23 protein-coding genes are annotated in these 16,289 nt (G+C 58.3%); 9 read left to right on the forward strand and 14 right to left on the reverse strand.

Annotated elements, in window-relative coordinates; translation table 11 throughout:
- Positions 1-80: 80 nt before the first annotated feature.
- Positions 81-1,223 (reverse strand): glycosyltransferase family 39 protein, encoded by a 1,143-nt coding sequence (locus OMP38_RS14830; RefSeq protein WP_277565826.1) that lies wholly within the window; start codon positions 1,221-1,223, stop codon positions 81-83.
- Positions 1,224-1,387: 164 nt separating this feature from the next.
- Here OMP38_RS14830 and OMP38_RS14835 point away from each other — a divergent pair, with 164 nt between their 5' ends.
- Both OMP38_RS14835 and OMP38_RS14840 read left to right on the forward strand, forming a co-directional pair.
- Positions 1,388-1,699 carry a YtxH domain-containing protein gene (locus tag OMP38_RS14835; RefSeq protein ID WP_277565827.1) on the forward strand — a complete coding sequence of 104 codons (312 nt, stop codon included), beginning with the start codon at positions 1,388-1,390 and terminating at the stop codon, positions 1,697-1,699.
- A 78-nt stretch (positions 1,700-1,777) separates the two neighbouring features.
- The gene (locus tag OMP38_RS14840; RefSeq protein ID WP_277565828.1) at positions 1,778-2,062 is read left to right on the forward strand and encodes a hypothetical protein; all 285 of its coding nucleotides are present in this window, start codon (positions 1,778-1,780) and stop codon (positions 2,060-2,062) included.
- 84 nt (positions 2,063-2,146) lie between these two features.
- Here the strand turns inward: OMP38_RS14840 and OMP38_RS14845 are convergent, their stop codons facing one another.
- The 4 genes from OMP38_RS14845 to OMP38_RS14860 all read right to left on the reverse strand — a co-directional run bounded on the left by OMP38_RS14845 (position 2,147) and on the right by OMP38_RS14860 (position 4,179).
- The gene (locus tag OMP38_RS14845) at positions 2,147-2,497 is read right to left on the reverse strand and encodes a hypothetical protein (protein WP_277565829.1); all 351 of its coding nucleotides are present in this window, start codon (positions 2,495-2,497) and stop codon (positions 2,147-2,149) included.
- An 86-nt stretch (positions 2,498-2,583) separates the two neighbouring features.
- On the reverse strand, positions 2,584-3,366 hold the full coding sequence (locus OMP38_RS14850; RefSeq protein WP_277565830.1) for a sigma-70 family RNA polymerase sigma factor: 783 nt from the start codon (positions 3,364-3,366) through the stop codon (positions 2,584-2,586).
- Positions 3,363-3,806 (reverse strand): anti-sigma B factor RsbW, encoded by a 444-nt coding sequence (gene rsbW / locus OMP38_RS14855; RefSeq protein ID WP_277565831.1) that lies wholly within the window; start codon positions 3,804-3,806, stop codon positions 3,363-3,365. The genes OMP38_RS14850 and rsbW overlap by 4 nt, the downstream gene beginning before the upstream one ends.
- A 46-nt stretch (positions 3,807-3,852) precedes the next feature.
- Positions 3,853-4,179, reverse strand: coding sequence for an STAS domain-containing protein (locus OMP38_RS14860; protein WP_277565832.1), 327 nt, complete (start codon positions 4,177-4,179; stop codon positions 3,853-3,855).
- Positions 4,180-4,338: 159 nt separating this feature from the next.
- On the opposite strand from OMP38_RS14860, the gene OMP38_RS14865 reads away from it, so the two are divergent.
- On the forward strand, positions 4,339-4,491 hold the full coding sequence (locus tag OMP38_RS14865) for a hypothetical protein (protein ID WP_177244169.1): 153 nt from the start codon (positions 4,339-4,341) through the stop codon (positions 4,489-4,491).
- Between the two features lie 63 nt (positions 4,492-4,554).
- Here OMP38_RS14865 and OMP38_RS14870 read toward each other — a convergent pair whose 3' ends face one another.
- Positions 4,555-4,794, reverse strand: a complete 240-nt coding sequence (locus OMP38_RS14870) for a hypothetical protein (protein ID WP_277566896.1) — start codon at positions 4,792-4,794, stop codon at positions 4,555-4,557.
- Between OMP38_RS14870 and OMP38_RS14875 the strand changes: the two genes are divergently transcribed.
- Positions 4,706-5,776, forward strand: a complete 1,071-nt coding sequence (locus OMP38_RS14875) for an NAD(P)/FAD-dependent oxidoreductase (protein WP_277566820.1) — start codon at positions 4,706-4,708, stop codon at positions 5,774-5,776. The genes OMP38_RS14870 and OMP38_RS14875 overlap by 89 nt on opposite strands.
- 35 nt (positions 5,777-5,811) lie before the next feature.
- On the opposite strand, the gene OMP38_RS14880 is transcribed toward OMP38_RS14875, so the two are convergent.
- The 6 genes from OMP38_RS14880 to OMP38_RS14905 form a co-directional block, all read right to left on the reverse strand.
- Positions 5,812-6,363 carry a hypothetical protein gene (locus tag OMP38_RS14880; RefSeq protein ID WP_277565833.1) on the reverse strand — a complete coding sequence of 184 codons (552 nt, stop codon included), beginning with the start codon at positions 6,361-6,363 and terminating at the stop codon, positions 5,812-5,814.
- Between the two features lie 105 nt (positions 6,364-6,468).
- A complete protein-coding gene (locus OMP38_RS14885; protein ID WP_277565834.1) occupies positions 6,469-6,744 on the reverse strand; it encodes a CheR family methyltransferase in 276 nt (91 codons plus the stop codon).
- Entirely contained in the window at positions 6,690-7,277 is a 588-nt protein-coding gene (locus OMP38_RS14890) for a CheR family methyltransferase (protein ID WP_277565835.1), read from the reverse strand. Before OMP38_RS14890 ends, OMP38_RS14885 begins: the two co-directional genes overlap by 55 nt.
- Positions 7,278-7,423: 146 nt before the next feature.
- Positions 7,424-8,572: a PP2C family protein-serine/threonine phosphatase gene (locus OMP38_RS14895; RefSeq protein WP_277565836.1), complete on the reverse strand. Its 1,149-nt coding sequence runs from the start codon at positions 8,570-8,572 to the stop codon at positions 7,424-7,426.
- A gap of 183 nt (positions 8,573-8,755) precedes the next feature.
- A complete protein-coding gene (locus tag OMP38_RS14900; protein WP_090108540.1) occupies positions 8,756-9,082 on the reverse strand; it encodes a YflT domain-containing protein in 327 nt (108 codons plus the stop codon).
- Positions 9,083-9,159: 77 nt separating this feature from the next.
- Positions 9,160-9,735 (reverse strand): DUF948 domain-containing protein, encoded by a 576-nt coding sequence (locus OMP38_RS14905; RefSeq protein WP_277565837.1) that lies wholly within the window; start codon positions 9,733-9,735, stop codon positions 9,160-9,162.
- Between the two features lie 383 nt (positions 9,736-10,118).
- Between OMP38_RS14905 and OMP38_RS14910 the strand changes: the two genes are divergently transcribed.
- The 5 genes from OMP38_RS14910 to OMP38_RS14930 all read left to right on the forward strand — a co-directional run bounded on the left by OMP38_RS14910 (position 10,119) and on the right by OMP38_RS14930 (position 14,965).
- Positions 10,119-10,283 carry a DUF1328 domain-containing protein gene (locus tag OMP38_RS14910; RefSeq protein ID WP_277532899.1) on the forward strand — a complete coding sequence of 55 codons (165 nt, stop codon included), beginning with the start codon at positions 10,119-10,121 and terminating at the stop codon, positions 10,281-10,283.
- 300 nt (positions 10,284-10,583) lie between these two features.
- Positions 10,584-11,570 (forward strand): nucleotidyltransferase family protein, encoded by a 987-nt coding sequence (locus tag OMP38_RS14915; RefSeq protein ID WP_277565838.1) that lies wholly within the window; start codon positions 10,584-10,586, stop codon positions 11,568-11,570.
- A gap of 43 nt (positions 11,571-11,613) precedes the next feature.
- Complete coding sequence (locus OMP38_RS14920; protein ID WP_277565839.1) at positions 11,614-12,795, forward strand: glycosyltransferase family 4 protein; 1,182 nt, start codon at positions 11,614-11,616, stop codon at positions 12,793-12,795.
- Complete coding sequence (locus OMP38_RS14925; protein WP_277565840.1) at positions 12,785-14,125, forward strand: hypothetical protein; 1,341 nt, start codon at positions 12,785-12,787, stop codon at positions 14,123-14,125. Before OMP38_RS14920 ends, OMP38_RS14925 begins: the two co-directional genes overlap by 11 nt.
- 486 nt (positions 14,126-14,611) lie before the next feature.
- On the forward strand, positions 14,612-14,965 hold the full coding sequence (locus OMP38_RS14930; protein ID WP_277565841.1) for a hypothetical protein: 354 nt from the start codon (positions 14,612-14,614) through the stop codon (positions 14,963-14,965).
- Between the two features lie 16 nt (positions 14,966-14,981).
- Here OMP38_RS14930 and OMP38_RS14935 read toward each other — a convergent pair whose 3' ends face one another.
- Positions 14,982-15,650: an RluA family pseudouridine synthase gene (locus OMP38_RS14935; RefSeq protein WP_277565842.1), complete on the reverse strand. Its 669-nt coding sequence runs from the start codon at positions 15,648-15,650 to the stop codon at positions 14,982-14,984.
- A 207-nt stretch (positions 15,651-15,857) separates the two neighbouring features.
- Positions 15,858-16,106, reverse strand: a complete 249-nt coding sequence (locus tag OMP38_RS14940; RefSeq protein WP_277565843.1) for a hypothetical protein — start codon at positions 16,104-16,106, stop codon at positions 15,858-15,860.
- Between the last annotated feature and the right edge of the window lie 183 nt (positions 16,107-16,289).

Consider the following 16,289-nt stretch of genomic DNA (forward strand, 5'->3'; position numbering starts at 1 on the left):
TTCATATGGAATGTACGAAGCCGCATAAATCCCCGCAGGGACCGCCACGAACAAGATCAAGCAAGACAGCAGCGTAAGCGTCAGCTTCTTGAAGTACGCGCTGCCGTATTCCCAGCGGGACTCGCGCCAGCGTCTGTATAGCGCCAGGAAGAGCAGGACGGCAAGGCCCGCGCCGCCGTACATGTAGTTCCACTTGACCGCAGCCGCGCATCCGAAAAAAATGCCGGACAGCGCCAGATAGCCGAAGCTTCGGCCGAAGCCCCCGCTTCCCCATTTTTCTCTCCGTACTTGTACATAAACGTGTACATCAATATCGTGAAGGTCACGCCGAATACGTCGACGTTGGCCATCCGCGAATGGACGAGATGGAAGCCCTCCAGCACCAGCAGCAGCGCCGCGATGAACGCATACCTCGTGCTGCGGAACATCGCTCTTGCGGCTGCATAAAATACGGGCACCATGAGCGTGCCGCACACGGCCGCCATGAATCTCCATCCGTACGGCGTCATGTCGAACAGACGGATGCCGAACGTAAGCAGCCACTTGCCTAGCGGCGGATGCGTCCATTCGTAGGGCTGGATCTCATGGATGAATTCGTAGGCCGTACGGCCGTGATAGATCTCGTCGAAATACATGCTGTTGCGGTAGTCCTGCCGGTACGGCGCTTCGTCCTGCTCGTCGAATACCTGCTCGCCGCCGCCCGCCGAGGTCTCTCCCTTGGCGCCGGCAGGCTCGATATTCGCGATGGCGATCCGCGCCTTCGTATCCGCTTCGAAGAAGCCGGCTTCGTAAAGACTGTATCCGGTATGCTTGGCCGTAAACTTCATATACCTCGCGCTGACGGGCTTGTCCTCCGCTATCCAGGTGAACACCCGTCCGGTCTTGTGCTCGACCGTCAGATATGGCGACCAGTTCACGCCGTCGGCCGAAGCATCGATCTGCGTCTCGCCAGCGGCACCCGGGCCTTCGTACAGGCTGATGCGGCCGACCTGGCGCAGCTCTCCGAAGTCGGCTACGAAGCCCTCGCCCGATACGTCGGGGCGCCAGAACGTCTGCGGCGCATGCCGGTTGCCCAGATCGTGGAGCGACAGCCAGGCCGAGACGAGCATGAGAAGCCCGATCAGAATTAAGTCGATCCGGCCCCAAGGCCTTCTGTCCCGCTCCGATTCGCCGCGGTGCAAGCCGTACGAAGACAGGCTGCCGCCGTATTCTTGTGATTCCATGAACGTCCTCGCCCTCTTTGATCATCTGCTACCTATTGTAGTCTAAAGCACGCCCTGCGGAAAGTCCGCATTGATTCAGCGCCTACCCGCAAGGGTAAAAAAAGCTCATGCAGGACGTTAACGCTTATAACAAAATGGCTTAGCCATTACAAGGAGGAATTCACATGGCAGGAATGGTTAAAGGTGTTGTTATCGGCGGCGTAGTTGGCGCAGCGGCAGCGTTGCTTCTGGCTCCTAAGCCAGGTAAAGAAACGCGCCAGGATCTGATGAACGCATATAGCAAATCCATGGATAAATCGAAGGAGTGGGTTTCCACAGCGGGAACCAAAACGCAAGAGTTGGCTTCCAAAGTCGGCCAACAGGCTTCGGATATGATCGGCCAGACCAAAACGGCACTGTCGACCGCGAAAGACAGCATGAACGGCGCCAAGGACGACATCACCGGTTCCCTCCAGGAATCCACGAAGCCGAACTGAATAACTCCCAAAAGCCAACCCCGAGCTCGCTCGGGATTGGCTTTTGTCTGTGCGAATTCACGATAAGGGGCGATCGAGATGAATGAATCCAATCAGCCTGACGTTCGGGAGGCCGTCGCGGAAGGTGCCGTCGTGAATACGGATGCGACGACGGACCACGCCAATGCCGATTACCGGCTTGACGAAGACAGCCGGCCCTCCGGTCCGATCGAGACTCGCTCCGTAGAAGAAGCGATGAACGGCTCGATGGTGCAGGACTTCGACGATCTGAAGCGTCTGGGCCGCGACATGGAGCGCGTCAAGACAGGGAGCGAACTAAGCGAGGAAGGCCTCGTCAGCGATCCGATCCAGGAGAAAGCCTGAAGACCCGAGCTCAGAAGGCGAGCAACGACAAGCGCATTAAAAAAAGGGCCTCTGACGAGGCCCTCATTTATGTTGCAACCGGTTTCATCCTGTCTGCTGAATGCCGTGCTTGATGGCTTCCCGATTGAGAAGCGACTTCAGATCGGATGCGTCAAGTTCCTGATTGAGCAGCGATACGACTTCGATGGAAGGAACGCCGTCTCTGACGAATTCCCCACCGGAGAGATGGTAGCCGAATTCCCTCGCAATGGTATACGACTGGCAGAGTTGATCCGCCGCGTGTACGGCCTCTTGCTCGGATGCATATTCGGCTAACCGGTTGCCGTTGCCAAGTGGCGTTTTGCGGGATTGGATGCTAAGTGTATGGGCCTCGTCTTTTTGCCTGACCACGATGTCGCACTCGAAGCATTCGATTCGATATTTAACTGTCATCATGTCCACCGCCTTCGGCGAAGTGAATGGTGTAGCTTACCGATTATTACCCGGCGGCGGGAGGATAGAAACAGTCGATCGAATTGGAATTAATCGGAATCCTCGTCGTCGCCGGGTTCGGTAAGCCAGCCCTTCAGCTTCTCGATGGCGCGACGCTGGATGCGGGAGATGCTCATCTGGGACACCTGCAGTCGGTCGGCGGCGCTGCGCTGGGACAGCCCTTCTTCGTACAGAAGCAAGAGCACCTGCCGTTCCTCGGGCTTCAGCTTCATCATCGCTTCCTGTAGATCGATGCGGCGGTCGACGCCGGCAAAGTCGTCGGCTGTGGAGCCGATCAGTTCGCCGAGCGTGGCGGTGTTTTCTTCTTGCGATACCGGCGTATCGAGCGAGACGTAGTGATGCAGCTCGCGTCCGGCCAGCACCTCGAGCGTATCCTCGACGCTCATCTCCAGGAATTCGGCGATCTCCTCGACGCTCGGCGAGCGCTCGAGGCGTACGGTCATCTCGTCGATCGCTTGCTGCACGACGAGTCCCTTTTCCTTGATCCGCCGCGGCACTTGAATGTACCAGGACTTATCGCGAAGATAATTTTTCATCTGGCCGACGATGCTCTTCATGGCATAAGGCTCGAACGGCATGCCCAGATCGGGGTCGAACTGCTTGAGCAGCCTGAACAGCGTCATCCGGCCGACCTGGAACAAATCTTCTTGCAAGCTAAGATGGCTGCGCGACATTTTGTGCGCGGCCATGCGAACGAGCGGCTCGTAGTGCCGGATCAGATCCTCGGCCAACTCGTTTCGCAGCGTTTTCTGATATTCCAGCAGCTTCAAGATCGCGTCGTCGGGCAGACGGGCGCTCGATTGAAGACTCATACCGTTTCTTGCGCCAGCCGCCGTTTTGTCAGGATGACGCTCGTGCCTTGATTGCTTCGGATTTCCACTTCGTCCATCAACGCTTGCATCAAGTAAAGTCCCAATCCGCCCGACTGGATTTCATCGATGGACTTTCCATGCAAGGTGGACGTGGACCGATCGGTCACCGATTCGAAGCTGACGCCCGAGTCGCTCACCGCGATCTGGAGACGGTCTTCGTTCATGATGGTGAAGGATACCTCGATCTGGCCCGGCTGAGAATGGTCGTAGGCATGCAAAACGGCGTTGTTGCAAGCCTCCGAGACGGCAACCTTCATATCTTCGATCTCTTCGAATGAAAATTTCATTTTGGCGGCTATGCCGTACAAGGTCAAGCGGATAATGTCAACGAACTCGGCTTTGGCGGGTACCGTCAGCGTCACTGTCCCATCGTTTCTCATCGTTGTTTCGTCCTCGTTCCCTTCGGAATGTAATTGCTCGCTCGCGTTAAGCATTTGGAGTAGCGGCCAAAAACGGGGTGATCCCCGTCATGTCGAATAATTTTTGAATCGTCGAAGGCACTTCTTCTACTCCGAACGGGGCGTTGCGAGCATGACGGGCCTTCACGATACTGATTAGAATACCGATGCCGGTGCTGTCGATGTATTTGAGGTCCCGAAGATTAAGTACGAGCTTGCGGTCGGACAATTCCACTAGGGGCTCCATCACGGAGCGCATCTGCGATGCAACCTCGAGATCGAGTTCGCCCGCGATCCGAACGACGGTCAGGCCGTCCAGATTTTCTGTTTGAAAAGTCAATTTTTCGTTTTGCATACGAAACCCCTCTCCGTTATTCATAAATTTTATTACCCCTCGCTTTCGCCTATTGAAACAGCCTTATCCTGGGAAAAGCCCTTTGTTTGGGGCCGTTGGCGGTCGGGTAAAGAAGCATATCCCAACGCAGGATAACATTTCACGAAGGAGCTGAACAACATGAACAAGGATGTCGACATCGAAAGGCACGAGGTGCAGGAAAAGTCGGATTCCAGCATGGTTTGGTCGACCTTCATCAAGTATGCCGCATATTTGATCATTTTCTTCGGCGTACTGTATCTGGTAATTTACTACTTGCTGCCGCTCGTCTAAGCGGCGCCCGTTTGGGTAATACTTGGACGAATCCCACTTGACGGAGGCGTTCGATTGCACCCGCTATACTTCGGTTCCTTGCTCTGGCCTTCCGCCGGCGGCGAGCCTGCCCGGTACCCGCCCCTCTCCGGCGAATCCGGACGGTGCGACGTTTTGATCGTCGGCGGGGGGCTTGACCGGCACGCTGGCATGCGACGTCTTGACCGCAGCCGGCATGTCAGTCGTCCTCATCGACGAAGGAAGAATCGGCGAAGGCAGCTCTGCCGCCAGCACCGGTTTACTACAATATTCCAATGATATCATGCTGACGGACCTCTTGTCTCAACTTGGCGACGATCGGGCCGTGCATTTTTATCGCTCGTGCAAAAATGCCTTAGAGCGTTTGTGCCAGTTCGCGGAGAGACTCCCGGCGGACGTGTCTTTCAAGAGGCGCAGCAGCTTTTACTTTGCCAGCTCCTCCGCCGACGTCCAGAAGCTTAAGTCAGAATATGAAATCCTTCGCGCGAACGGCTTCAGCGTCGACTGGCTGGACGAGGGCGGCATTCGCGCGATATTCCCGTTCGCCAAGCCTGCGGCGATCGTAACGAACGGCGACGGCGAGTTGAATCCCTACCGCTTCGCGATCAGGCTCGCCGAACAAGCATCGGAAAAGGGCGCGCGCATTTACGAAAATACGGCCTTAAAGTCCGTCGAAGGACCGAAGGGCGATTTGCTGTGCCATACTTCCGGGGGCGCCATCAAGGCTTCGTCCGTCGTTTACGCGGTCGGGTATCGTCCCGAGATAGCCGACATTAGCATGCTCGGCGTCAAGTTCGTCCGTACCTATGCCATCGCGACCCGAATCGTGCCTTCGCTGGCCGACTGGCACCAGAGATGGCTGCTGTGGGAAACCGCAAGGCCTTATTTGTATGCCCGGACGACGCCTGACAGCCGCGTCGTGATCGGCGGCTTCGACGAGGATATCCGCCAGCCCGTGGCGTCCCAAAGCGAATTGAACAAATATGCGGACCGGTTGCTCAAGGAAGCCCGTAAACTTTTTCCCGATTTGCCGCTCGAACCGGCGTACGCTTGGAACGCCGCATTCTGCGAATCAAAGGATAATCTGCCTTGGATCGGGGAGGACCCGGAGCGACCGGGCCGCTATATCGCGCTAGGGTACGGAGGCAATGGCGCCATATACAGCATGCTCGCGTGCGACGTTCTGCTGGACGCGCTTCAAGGCAAAATCAGTCCGCTGGACGATCTCGTCGGGCTCCGCAATCGAAGAACCGGTCTGCCGAAGTAACGCAGACCGGTTCTTTTTTTGAGTTGCGGCTGACGTCAATGAATGACTTCGACTGCCCCCGCTTGGCTCATAAGGCTGCCGGCCTGGTCGTCAGGGCGCTCGCCGACGACCACGAGGTATCGGCCGCCGTTCACTTCGTCGGCGAGTCGGTCCGCGTCGCCGTTCGGCAGGCCCAGATCAGACAGCACGTCATCCGTATGCGGTCCGTCGCCGTCCAGGTCCAGCAATCCGCCGCCGCGCCCGACCAAGCCCGTTGCCGCTAAGCCCGCCGGTACGACGCCGCCGACGTATCCGCCGGTTCCGCTAACCTGCGGCGTTGCCAGGAGGCCCGCCGCCGGAAGCGGAAGCACGCCTTCATCGCCCCACGAACCGTCTCCGTCGCGGTCGCCATAGGACCGATCCCTGGCTTCTTGGATGCCGGCGATGCTCTCGACCTGGATCGCATCGCTGGCGGACAGCAGCGGCACGTTCTCCTCGCTCTTGACGATGACGCGCACGTCGTCTCGATGCGCGCCGTTCGCGCGGAGCAGCTCCACGGCGTCCAACACGCGTTGTTCGCTTTCAAAAATGCCGATCGTGACTCCCATGGCCATTCCCTCCTTATAGGCGGTAAACGAATCCATCGCCTTTTTTTTAATTTTACCCGAGGGATGGCGCTTTGAACCGTGCGCGCGCCGATTCCTACGCTAGTGTCAGCCGGGCTTGCGATAGATCCGGTGCTCGTCGTTCCAAGTCTCATAGCGTCCGGCGAAGCTCGTGAAGGCGACGGATTCCTTGTTGCCGAGAACGAGAAAGCCGCCGGGCGACAAACTCTCGTAAAGCAGCGAATGCACCCGTTCGCGTAGTCCGGTATCGAAGTAAATCATGACGTTCCGGCAAAAAATGATCTGAAATTCGTTAAACGAACGATCCGTCACCAGATTGTGCTCGGCGAAGACGATTCGTTCAAGATACTTGGCATGCAGCATCGCTTGCCCGTGATTCGTTTCGTAAAAGGATTCGAAAGGCTCTTTTCCCCGGACAGCGCATAGTTATGCGCGTAAAGGCTCATCCGCTCCTGCGCGATCAAGCCTTGCCTGGCGCGTTGAAGGCTCGTTTCGCTGATATCCGTCGCATAGATGCGGGCCTGATTCAGCATCCGGATCTCGTCCAGCAAAATGGCCATGGAGTAGGCTTCTTCGCCGGTCGCGCAGCCCGCATGCCAGGCGCGAATGAACGACGCCTGCTTCAGGATCGGCATGACGCGCGACCTGAGAACCTGAAACAAGCCTGGATCCCTGAACATCTCCGTGACCGGAATGACCAGATCGGCCAAGAGCCGCTCGAACGCGTCGCGATCGTGAAGCACGAGATTTTGCAGCATGGATATCGTATCGAGCTGTTCGATCGACGCGCGATGCCATATTCTGCGGCGTAGCGACGGATAAGCATAATTGCGGAAATCGTAGCCGTACCGCTTGAACACCGCCTCCAGGAGGCTTTCGATCTCGATTTTTTCCAAGAGCTCGTCATAGGGACTTATATCTAAAAAAATCGGTCAATATAACACCACGCTTTATATGATTCGCCGTCGGTCGGCCTGCCAGGCGAGAAGGAGATGTCACTCATTCTCGCTATGTAAAGATGCCATCAACGTTATGCGGCCCTCTATCGCATCGCCTTTTTCACTTCGACTCTGACCAGGCAGCGATCGTCCGGCCGCCGGTCCAGAGATTCCTGGACGAGCAGGCTTTCGAGCGCTTGGTGGTCGCCCTCGGACTCCATAATCGTGCCCGTAAGCTGCTCGATTCGCTGCTCCATGTCGCCCGGGAACAAATCGAGCAACCCGTCTGTGAACAGATGAAGCACGTCTCCCGTTCGTATGCTTGCCGTCTCCATCTGCACGTTCATCTGCTCGAACATGCCGATCGGGGGCGCCGTCGCGGAGAGCTGCTGCGTGCCGCCGTTTCCTCTCGTGATAAGGCCCGGCGGGTGGCCGGCGTTGACGTATTCGATGATCCCGTTCTCCAGATCGATCCAGGCGCAAATGCCGGTGCAGTAGTATTGCACCATTTCGTTCTCGTATTGAAGCTGCAGCAGGCGCCGGTTCAGCTCGTGGACGATGCGCTTCGGCGTCACCGTCGTGCGCATCGCTTCGTGCAGTACCGACGCGGTGAACATGCTGATTAGCGAGGAAGAGATCCCGTGCCCCATCGCGTCCATGATGGCGATCAAATAATGATTCGAATCGAGCGCATGCCAGGCATATAGATCTCCCGCCAGCCCTTCCGACGCTCGGAAGTACGCCTGCACGCTCAGATTTTCGCCGTCGACGTCGTTGGGCATGACGGCTTCCTGGACCTGCCTTGCCAGGCTCAGCTCCTCGTGCAGCCTCCGGTCCCGCTCTTTATGCCAGTCGAGCTCGGTCTTCAGGCGAAGGGCCGATCGAATTCGCGCCAGCAGCTCGATCTTGTTGATCGGCTTGGTCACGTAGTCCGTCGCTCCGGCATCAAGTGCCTCCGCCAGCTTGCGGGAATCGCCGATCGCGGTAACCATGATGACGGGGATATCGCGGAGGCGTTCGTCCTTCTGAAGCAAGCCGCATGCCTCGATGCCGTCCATGCCGGGCATCATCAGGTCGAGCAGGATTAGATTGATCGCCGTGGGCGCCTGGGCGCTTCGATTGTCAGACCTTAGGATATCGAACATCTCATCGGCAGAATAGGCGATCTGCACGTCCTCGTATCCCGATCGGTTCAGCATCTCCCGGACAACCATCACGTTCATCGGATTGTCGTCTACGACTAAAATGCTCATTGTCCAATTCTCCTCGCCTGTATCATACGTTAAAGTTATCGCAGCGGATGGCCGGTGTAAAGCAAAGCCGGCAAACGGGAATAAGGAATGAGCAGGCGAATGCCTCTCATTCCTTATTCCCGTCAACCAGCCTCCCTAATCTTGGAAAGCGAGAAATGCAACTTCGAGATCAATGCTTTGAGATCAATGCTTCGCGAGAACGAGCACCTTGCCCCGATCGAGCTCCGCTTCGTACTGCTCCGCCTCGGAGGCGTCGAATCCGAGCGACTTGATTTTCGACCTGAGCTCGTCGCCACGGTCCCTGAACAAGTTCGCCACGGATTGGATCACGCCCTCTTCGGAGGCGCCGATGGTATTGGCGTTCGCCACGTCAGCGATTCGGTCCGTTCGGCTCTCGCCGTGCGCCAGGACGTAAATTTCCTCTTCCCTATAGCCTTGGCGGTGCAAATCCTTCACCGTGTCAAACGCTTCGAGTCCGTTGTTCACCAGCTTGGCATAAGCCCTATCCATATCGATTCCTCCTCGTCCGTTCTTCTTATTTTTGTCTTACTTCTTATCGGCTAAGACTATACCTTCAATCAAAATCGTCAGTTGTGACTGTGACCGTTATATACCCGATGCGAGCCGGGCTGAAACGGTTCCGGAACGTACGCGGCGCTGTCGTACAAGCGATGTTCCTCTTCCTGCCGTTCTGCCGCGAGCACCGCTTTTTCCTCTTTGTTCTGCTGCTTGGCGCTTCGAATGGCCGATACGACGTTCATGCCAATCTTGAACCACTCGGTCCATGTCTTCTTGTGTTCGGGACCGGGCTCGAGAGCGGCTACCTGCTGCCTGACCGCACGGGACAAGGTCGACGAGATATCCCTTACGGCCCCCGTCGTCTCCTTCAGCGTCGTTCCGGCATTGCGCGCCGCGTGGAAGAAGTCGTCCGTCGAACGAATCTTGTTCTTCACGTCCTCGGAAATGACCTTAACGTTGTTGGTCAAGTCCTCGACCTTCGTATGCAGCATCCCTACCGTCTGATTCGCTTCCTTGATCGTGCCTTGTACGGAGACCAGCGTCTCCCGGGCCGCCTTCAAGGTGACGATCAAGTATACGCAAAGGGCGGCGAAGCTGATCGCGACGACGACGACGCTCCAAGCCATCAATGCCTGGTTGCTCATGCGTATCACCTTCCTTTCTCGGGAATTTCGAATGTCTCTTGCATATCGTCAATTACCCTTGCCGCCTGGCGGCGAAACGACGTTCCTGGCTTCTCCGGGGCGAAGCTTAAAGTCCTCCCGCACGTAAAATCAAGAAGTTAATGTAGGATTAATTTGCCTCGATCCGCAGGTGATTCAGCGGGTCAGGGCAGTGGTAAGGATGCAGCAAGATCATACCGATGCTCGAAACTAGCGGGGGCTGGACAGGACGATATGAAATTCGCGAAAATTCGCGGCGTCCGTTCGGCAAGGCGGTAGAGTCGTTCATTGAAAGAGCTCGGCCATCCCCGACCCGCCACGATCCCGCAAGGTATGACCATCTTTCATACTTAGGAGGCGTTCTTATGTTATACTGGGCATTTATTTTCCTGCTCGTCGCCATCGTCGCTGCCATCTTCGGATTCGGCGGCATCGTCGGCGCAGCTGTCGGCGTAGCCAAGTTCCTTTTCTTCCTGTTCCTGATCCTGTTCGTCATTTCGCTCATCTTCGGCCGTCGCCGGAATTTATAACGCGCAAACGCGCCGGCGACCGGTAAATCGCTTCTTAATATAATGCTTAAATGCGCATATATATAAGAAGCGTTTGTACCCGAGAAAGGGCAAGATCGCAAAAGGCAATCGGCTGCGGGGCCATTCCGCAACGATTGCCTTTTTGCTGCGTTCGCCCGACCGTTCGTTCGGATGAGGGAACCGAAATGCATGAATTTCTGACAATTCCTGTTTCATCGGCCGTCGAAATGCGTTAAGTAAAGTACATGCCGCTTGCGCCGTATGGCGATGGCAATCCCCGTCACGGAGGTCGACACGCCCATGCAAGCATTGTTACTCGGCGCGAATCCGGCGGCAAGCCGCTTTGGAGCGTGGACGACCCCGGTCGTCAATCGCCCATGGATCGAGCATTTGGTCTCGCGGGGACGCGAGCAAGGCGTCCTCGAACTCGTCGTCGCGGTCGGTCAGCAAGACGGGCCAGAACTGATGGGACTGCTTGGAGACGGATCCCGTTTTGGCATGCGCGTCGCTTATCTAACCGGTTGGGAGTCGTTCGGCACGGCGGGTACGATTAAGGTGGCCGAGCCGCTGCTTCGGGACCGGTTCGCCGTTTTTCACCCCGCTGCCATTCACGCGTTTCGCCTCGACGAGGCGATGGCGTTCCATGCCGGACGGGACGCGCTGGCGACGCTCTGTCTGACGCCGAGCGGACGCGATTCGCCGTACGGAATCGCCAAGGTCGGATCCGAAGGTGACGTCCTCTCGCTCGTCCCGGAGCCAAGCCCGCAGAATGCGCCGTCTAACCTTCTCAACTCGGGCGTATATATGATGAGTAAATCCGCGCTGTCGCACATCCCGGAAGGACGGCACGTCTCATTGGAAAACGAAACATTTCCTCTCCTGATCGGCAATGGAAGCAAGATTTCCGGCTACATACCGGATACCTATTGCATGATGGCAACCTCGCCCGAGAGCTATGCCCAGCTTCACTGGGACCTGCTTGACCGCAAGCTTCCGCTTTCGATCAGCGGTACGGAAATGAACGAACAAGGCATTTGGATCGGCAAAGGCGCGGTCATCGGCAAAGGCGTGCTGCTCGTGCCCCCCGTCGTGATCGGAGCGTATGCCAAGATCGGCGACAAAGCGATCGTCGGTCCGTATTCGGTCATCGGCTCCCATAGCAGCATCGGCCAAGGCGCCAGAATCTCCAAAACGATCGTGCCTGCCCGATCCGTCGTCGCCGATTCGTCGCGGATCAGCGAGCATGCTTACGGCTCCGGCGTCTCAGTCGCCGAAGCTACTCTTTGAAGTTAGCAGATTAGCTACTACAAGCTGGAGGTGCGACATTTTAATGAGTCCAAAAACCTTTCAAATCGCCTATGTGAGCACCTACGTTCCGAAGAAATGCGGCTTGGCCACGTACACGCACCATCTTCGGGAAGCGGTTCGAGTAGCCCACAACGGCATTTTTCCGGATCCGATCGTCGCCATGTGCAACGAAGACGAGCTGGAGCTTTATAATGAAAGCTGGCACTATCCCCTTCTTAAAAACGATAAAGAAGAATACCGCAAAATGGCGGATTATTTGAACCGAAGCGCCGTCGACATCGTATCCCTTCAGCACGAATTCGGAATCTTCGGCGGAGAAGCCGGCTCCTACGCGCTTGAGCTGCTGAACAGGCTGAACAAACCGGTCGTCACGACCTTCCATACCGTATTCGAAAACCCGCAAGAGCCCTACGCCGCCGTTCAAGCCGAAATCGCGAACCGAAGCGACCGCATTCACGTCATGAATCGCAAGGCGATCGGTTATTTGAACGACAACTTCGGCATCCCGCTGGAGAAGATCTCTTATATCCCGCACGGAACGCCCGTACCGAGCAAAGCGGACCGGATCCGGACGCGCAGCGAATACGGCTGGGAGCAACGCAAGGTCGTCTTCCAATTCGGCCTGCTCAGCCGCAGCAAAGGCGTAGAGCTGATCCTGCGCTCCATGGCCGCCGCCGTGAAGGCCGTGCCAGATCTGCTCTACGTGCTGGCCGGACAGACGCATCCCGAAGTGCGCAAGCACGAAGGAGAAGCCTACCGTGAAGAGTTGAACGCCTTGATCGAGGAACTCGGCCTGCAGCATCATGTGCGCATGATCGATCGTTATATCCCGGAAGAAGAGCTCACGTCCCTGCTGCAAGCGTGCGATCTGTACGTGACGCCGTATCCCGGCATGCAGCAGATCACGAGCGGCACGCTAGCCTACGCGGTCGGATTAGGCCGGCCGGTGCTTAGCACGCCTTATATTTACGCGAAGGATCTGCTTCAAGGCTGCGAGGAGCTCCTGCTCCCGTACGGCGACGTCGAGGCTTGGAGCGTGAAGCTGATCGAGCTCTTCTCCTATCCGGAGAAGCTCAAGCTGTGCGAGAAGATGGTTGCCGATATCGGCAAAAGCATGCAATGGCCGGTCGTGGGCCAAGAATACCTGCAGCTGCTGGAACGTACCGCTGCGGAGAAACGTTGGAGGATGGCCGATGTTATATAACCCGAAGGGGCGGAGCCATCCGCCCTCTTTTACCCATTTACGGCGAATGACGGACGATACGGGGCTGCTCGAGCACGCGCTCGGGCGAACGCCCCGCAGACGCGAAGGTTATACGACGGACGATAATGCGCGATCGCTTTGGGCTGTCACCGAATGGCTGCGGGACGTGCCCGGCGCGGAGGTAGGCGAAGCCGATCGGCTTCAGTTGCTCGAACTGGCATCCATTTATTTATCGTTCATGCTGTGGCAGCAAAAAGAAGACGGCTGGTGGCACAACAACGTCGCCTATGATCGCTCTCCGGAGTCCGAATCGGTCTCGTACGACTGCCAGGGACGTTCGATCTGGGCTTGCGTCAGCGCCTGGGTCGGACTGCCCGATTCGCACAAGGACGCGGCGAAGTCAATGTTCGAATGCGCCATGCCTACGCTGGGGCGACTCGGTTCGCTGCGCGGCAAAGCCTACGCGCTGTCGGCCTGCGCGCATGCGCTCGAGAGCGAACGTCTCGGCGCGATCTCCTTCAAGCCGGGCTGGCGCGAGCAGCTCAAGACGCACGTGGTGCGTTTTCAAGACGAGCTGATCGAAACGTTCCTGCGCCACTCGGACGAGGAATGGCGCTGGTTCGAGCCGCAGATGAGCTACGGCAACGGCGTGCTTCCTTGGGCGCTGCTGCGATCCTACCGGGTGACCCATGCGCCCGAAGCGCTGGAGATCGGTCTCGACAGCCTTTCCTCCCTGCAAGCGGCGATGACCGCGGAAGAAGGGTGGTTCCGGCCGATCGGCAATGCCGGCTGGCGCAACCGTGCGCGCAGCAGCAAATGGGACCAGCAGCCGCTCGAGATCCTCAAGCTGGCGTTGGCGCTCGAGGAAGGCGCCATCGCGCTGGAGGAAGCGGGCAAGCAGGGCGTCGCGCTGCTGCTCGCCTACGATCAAGCCGTGCCTCCGCAAGGCGGCGCGGATGCTAGACCGACGGGCGGAGACCGCGGCACGAGCGGATTCCGCGGCACCGGCGCCATCCGCGCGCCGGAGGTGGGGATCGCGCTCGCCGTCCGTTCCGAGACCGAGGAAGGCCCGGCGGAGGAGCGCGGCGAAGCCAAAACGGCAAGCGAAGCCGACGCGCATGCGATCGAGGTCGCCGACTACGCGGCGCAGCTGCGGGTCGCGCGCAATCGCTGCCTCCAATGGTTTTTCGGCGACAACGATCTCGGCGCCATCATGGCCGACGAACGCGACGGCAGCGGCTGCGACGGCCTTCAGGAGAACGGCCCCAACGTCAACTGCGGCGCGGAGTCTACCATCTCTTATCTGCTGACGGCGGCCTTGTGCCGCTGAAGGCTTGGACACGTTTAATGGATCCCCTGCCGGGAGGCGGGGGGATTTTTTTAGCGGTAAGTGTGCGTGTGCTTTCGCTCGGCAGCAGAGCGCTCTAGAATGACCAACCCTTTTTTGCTCAAGTGCGAGTGTGTGCTTTCCGATTGAACGATAGCCGACCTGCAGCTGTTCGACCAACTCCCCAACTTTCACGTTACCGGCTTGCTCCCGCGCATAATGCAAGATCGCCCGCTCGTACACGTTCAGCCTCGGCCGGTCCTTGGGAGCGATGAAGCCCCAGGCCGACAGCGCAGCGAGCAGCGTTTGCTGGCAGCGCCTCGGTTTTTCGAGCATGTCGTCGCGCGAAAAGCGGAGCAGGTGCCAGCCATCGATAAGCAAATGATTCTGTCGCTCCAGATTGTCGGCATACTTCCATCGGCTCACGTCGCGTAAGTGCGTGCCGAAGGCATCTGCCTCCATCAGCAATCCTCGAGGACGCCAGATCGGATGGAGGAAGCCGTAATCGCTAAATCGCGTGCCGTCCTTGAGATCCGTGATATCCATCTCGGGAATCAAGCCCGCGAGATCGCCTCTTACCTCCCACCAAACTTGCTGGGCCAGCAGTTTCTCGTTAAACCTGTCCAGCAGCAGCCTCCTTTTCCGCTCCCCAGCGCTCGCCTTGATCGCCTTCTCCATCATCTCGTCATAAGCGCGCTCGAATGCCGGATCCGTGCTCATGCTCATCATCTCTTCCCTCTGAAAATCAAAACAGGCCGCCCGCCGGATCTGCTCCGACGAACGGCCTGTGCTTCAGGACCATGCAATCTTTCGTTTGCTTATAAAATACAATCTGCAGCGTAAAGAAGCAAGCGAATGTTCATTCTCCAGCACGCAGCTTGGCCAGCGCCGCCTCGAAGTCCGCAGGCAGCGGAGCGCGGACCGACAGCCGCTCTCCAGTCCATGGATGCGGCCAGATCAGCCGCTCGCCATGCAGCGCCTGCCGTGAAATAACCGTCCGTTTGCCGCCATAGAGACCGTCGCCCGCCAGCGGGTGTCCGATCGCGGCGAGATGCACGCGGATCTGATGGGTACGGCCGGTTTCCAGGCGCAAGCGCACGAGCGTGTAGCCTTCGAATCGTTCGACCGTCTCGTAATGCGTGACGGCCGGATCGCCGGTCTCGCTCACGCGGCGGCGCGTCGAATGGTGGCGATCCTGTCCGATGGGCAGGTTGATCGTACCCCGATCCTGCGCGAGCTCTCCCTCCGCCAGCGCGAGATAAATGCGCTCGATCTCTTTCTCCCGCATCGCTTTGTCGTATTGGTAGTGCGCGAATTCGTTTTTGGCGTATAAAACGGGCCCCGTCGTCTCCTTGTCGATGCGGTGAATGTGCCTGATGCGCACGTCCTGTCCAGTCATCTCGTAGTACGCGGCGACGCCGTGCGCTAGCGTTCCCCGTTGGCCGCGCTCGCTCGGATGAACCTCGTAGCCGGACGGCTTGTTCACGACGAGCGTGAAGTCGTCCTCGTACAGCACGTTCAGCTCCATCCAGTCCGGGGGGAAAATCCCGTGCCTCGCGCGGAAACAAGGCAAGCCTCAGCGAGGAGCCTTGCTGCACGATGCCTTTAGTCTGCGCAATCTTCGAAACGAGCTTCGGCGCCAGCGGTGTATGCTTCATGATCTGCTGAAGCGGCGCTGCGGCCAGCTCTCCCGGGAGACGAAGCTCCATCCACTCCGCCTTGCGGCGCCCGAGCTTCAGCAAGGAATCGTCCATGCCGGCAAGGACGGACGCACGCGGCTCAGTCCGGCCGCGGCCCTTGTCGCTTTTGCCCCCTGCGCCGTATCCGTCCGCAAGCGGATTGCCTTTCGCGCGGCTTCGAATACCGCCGCTTCCGCGTCCCGCACCGGAAAATCCTCGGTCCGCAACCGGTCTTGCCTGCTCGCGCCCGCCTTTGCCGACACCGTCGCGGCCGCTCCGGTCTGCTCTCGGCCGATCGGATCCATTTCTGCCCGTCCCGCTCCGGCTTTGCTCCGATTGCCCCCTGCGGCTCCCCGCGCCTCCGGCTCCCGTACCGCCCCGTCCCCGCTGCTGATTCGCGTCGCCGCCGAAGCGCGCGCCCTGCGACGTCCCCCGGCTTCCCTGCTGCTGTCCTTTATGCTGCTTCGGCTTGCCCTGCCGATTGCGTC

Source organism: Cohnella ginsengisoli (assembly GCF_029525555.1).
Lineage (GTDB): Bacteria > Bacillota > Bacilli > Paenibacillales > Paenibacillaceae > Cohnella > Cohnella ginsengisoli.

Bases quoted from the DNA above. Each gene is read 5' to 3' on its own strand.
- OMP38_RS14830 (WP_277565826.1), bottom strand. From the start codon at position 1,223: ATGGAATCACAAGAATACGGCGGCAGCCTGTCTTCGTACGGCTTGCAC.
- OMP38_RS14835 (WP_277565827.1), top strand. From the start codon at position 1,388: ATGGCAGGAATGGTTAAAGGTGTTGTTATCGGCGGCGTAGTTGGCGCA.
- OMP38_RS14840 (WP_277565828.1), top strand. From the start codon at position 1,778: ATGAATGAATCCAATCAGCCTGACGTTCGGGAGGCCGTCGCGGAAGGT.
- OMP38_RS14845 (WP_277565829.1), bottom strand. From the start codon at position 2,497: ATGATGACAGTTAAATATCGAATCGAATGCTTCGAGTGCGACATCGTG.
- OMP38_RS14850 (WP_277565830.1), bottom strand. From the start codon at position 3,366: ATGAGTCTTCAATCGAGCGCCCGTCTGCCCGACGACGCGATCTTGAAG.
- rsbW (WP_277565831.1), bottom strand. From the start codon at position 3,806: ATGAGAAACGATGGGACAGTGACGCTGACGGTACCCGCCAAAGCCGAG.
- OMP38_RS14860 (WP_277565832.1), bottom strand. From the start codon at position 4,179: ATGCAAAACGAAAAATTGACTTTTCAAACAGAAAATCTGGACGGCCTG.
- OMP38_RS14865 (WP_177244169.1), top strand. From the start codon at position 4,339: ATGAACAAGGATGTCGACATCGAAAGGCACGAGGTGCAGGAAAAGTCG.
- OMP38_RS14875 (WP_277566820.1), top strand. From the start codon at position 4,706: ATGTCAGTCGTCCTCATCGACGAAGGAAGAATCGGCGAAGGCAGCTCT.
- OMP38_RS14870 (WP_277566896.1), bottom strand. From the start codon at position 4,794: ATGATATCATTGGAATATTGTAGTAAACCGGTGCTGGCGGCAGAGCTG.
- OMP38_RS14880 (WP_277565833.1), bottom strand. From the start codon at position 6,363: ATGGGAGTCACGATCGGCATTTTTGAAAGCGAACAACGCGTGTTGGAC.
- OMP38_RS14885 (WP_277565834.1), bottom strand. From the start codon at position 6,744: ATGCTGCATGCCAAGTATCTTGAACGAATCGTCTTCGCCGAGCACAAT.
- OMP38_RS14895 (WP_277565836.1), bottom strand. From the start codon at position 8,572: ATGAGCATTTTAGTCGTAGACGACAATCCGATGAACGTGATGGTTGTC.
- OMP38_RS14900 (WP_090108540.1), bottom strand. From the start codon at position 9,082: ATGGATAGGGCTTATGCCAAGCTGGTGAACAACGGACTCGAAGCGTTT.
- OMP38_RS14905 (WP_277565837.1), bottom strand. From the start codon at position 9,735: ATGAGCAACCAGGCATTGATGGCTTGGAGCGTCGTCGTCGTCGCGATC.
- OMP38_RS14910 (WP_277532899.1), top strand. From the start codon at position 10,119: ATGTTATACTGGGCATTTATTTTCCTGCTCGTCGCCATCGTCGCTGCC.
- OMP38_RS14915 (WP_277565838.1), top strand. From the start codon at position 10,584: ATGCAAGCATTGTTACTCGGCGCGAATCCGGCGGCAAGCCGCTTTGGA.
- OMP38_RS14920 (WP_277565839.1), top strand. From the start codon at position 11,614: ATGAGTCCAAAAACCTTTCAAATCGCCTATGTGAGCACCTACGTTCCG.
- OMP38_RS14925 (WP_277565840.1), top strand. From the start codon at position 12,785: ATGTTATATAACCCGAAGGGGCGGAGCCATCCGCCCTCTTTTACCCAT.
- OMP38_RS14930 (WP_277565841.1), top strand. From the start codon at position 14,612: ATGGAGGAAGCCGTAATCGCTAAATCGCGTGCCGTCCTTGAGATCCGT.
- OMP38_RS14935 (WP_277565842.1), bottom strand. From the start codon at position 15,650: ATGGAGCTGAACGTGCTGTACGAGGACGACTTCACGCTCGTCGTGAAC.
- OMP38_RS14940 (WP_277565843.1), bottom strand. From the start codon at position 16,106: ATGGATCCGATCGGCCGAGAGCAGACCGGAGCGGCCGCGACGGTGTCG.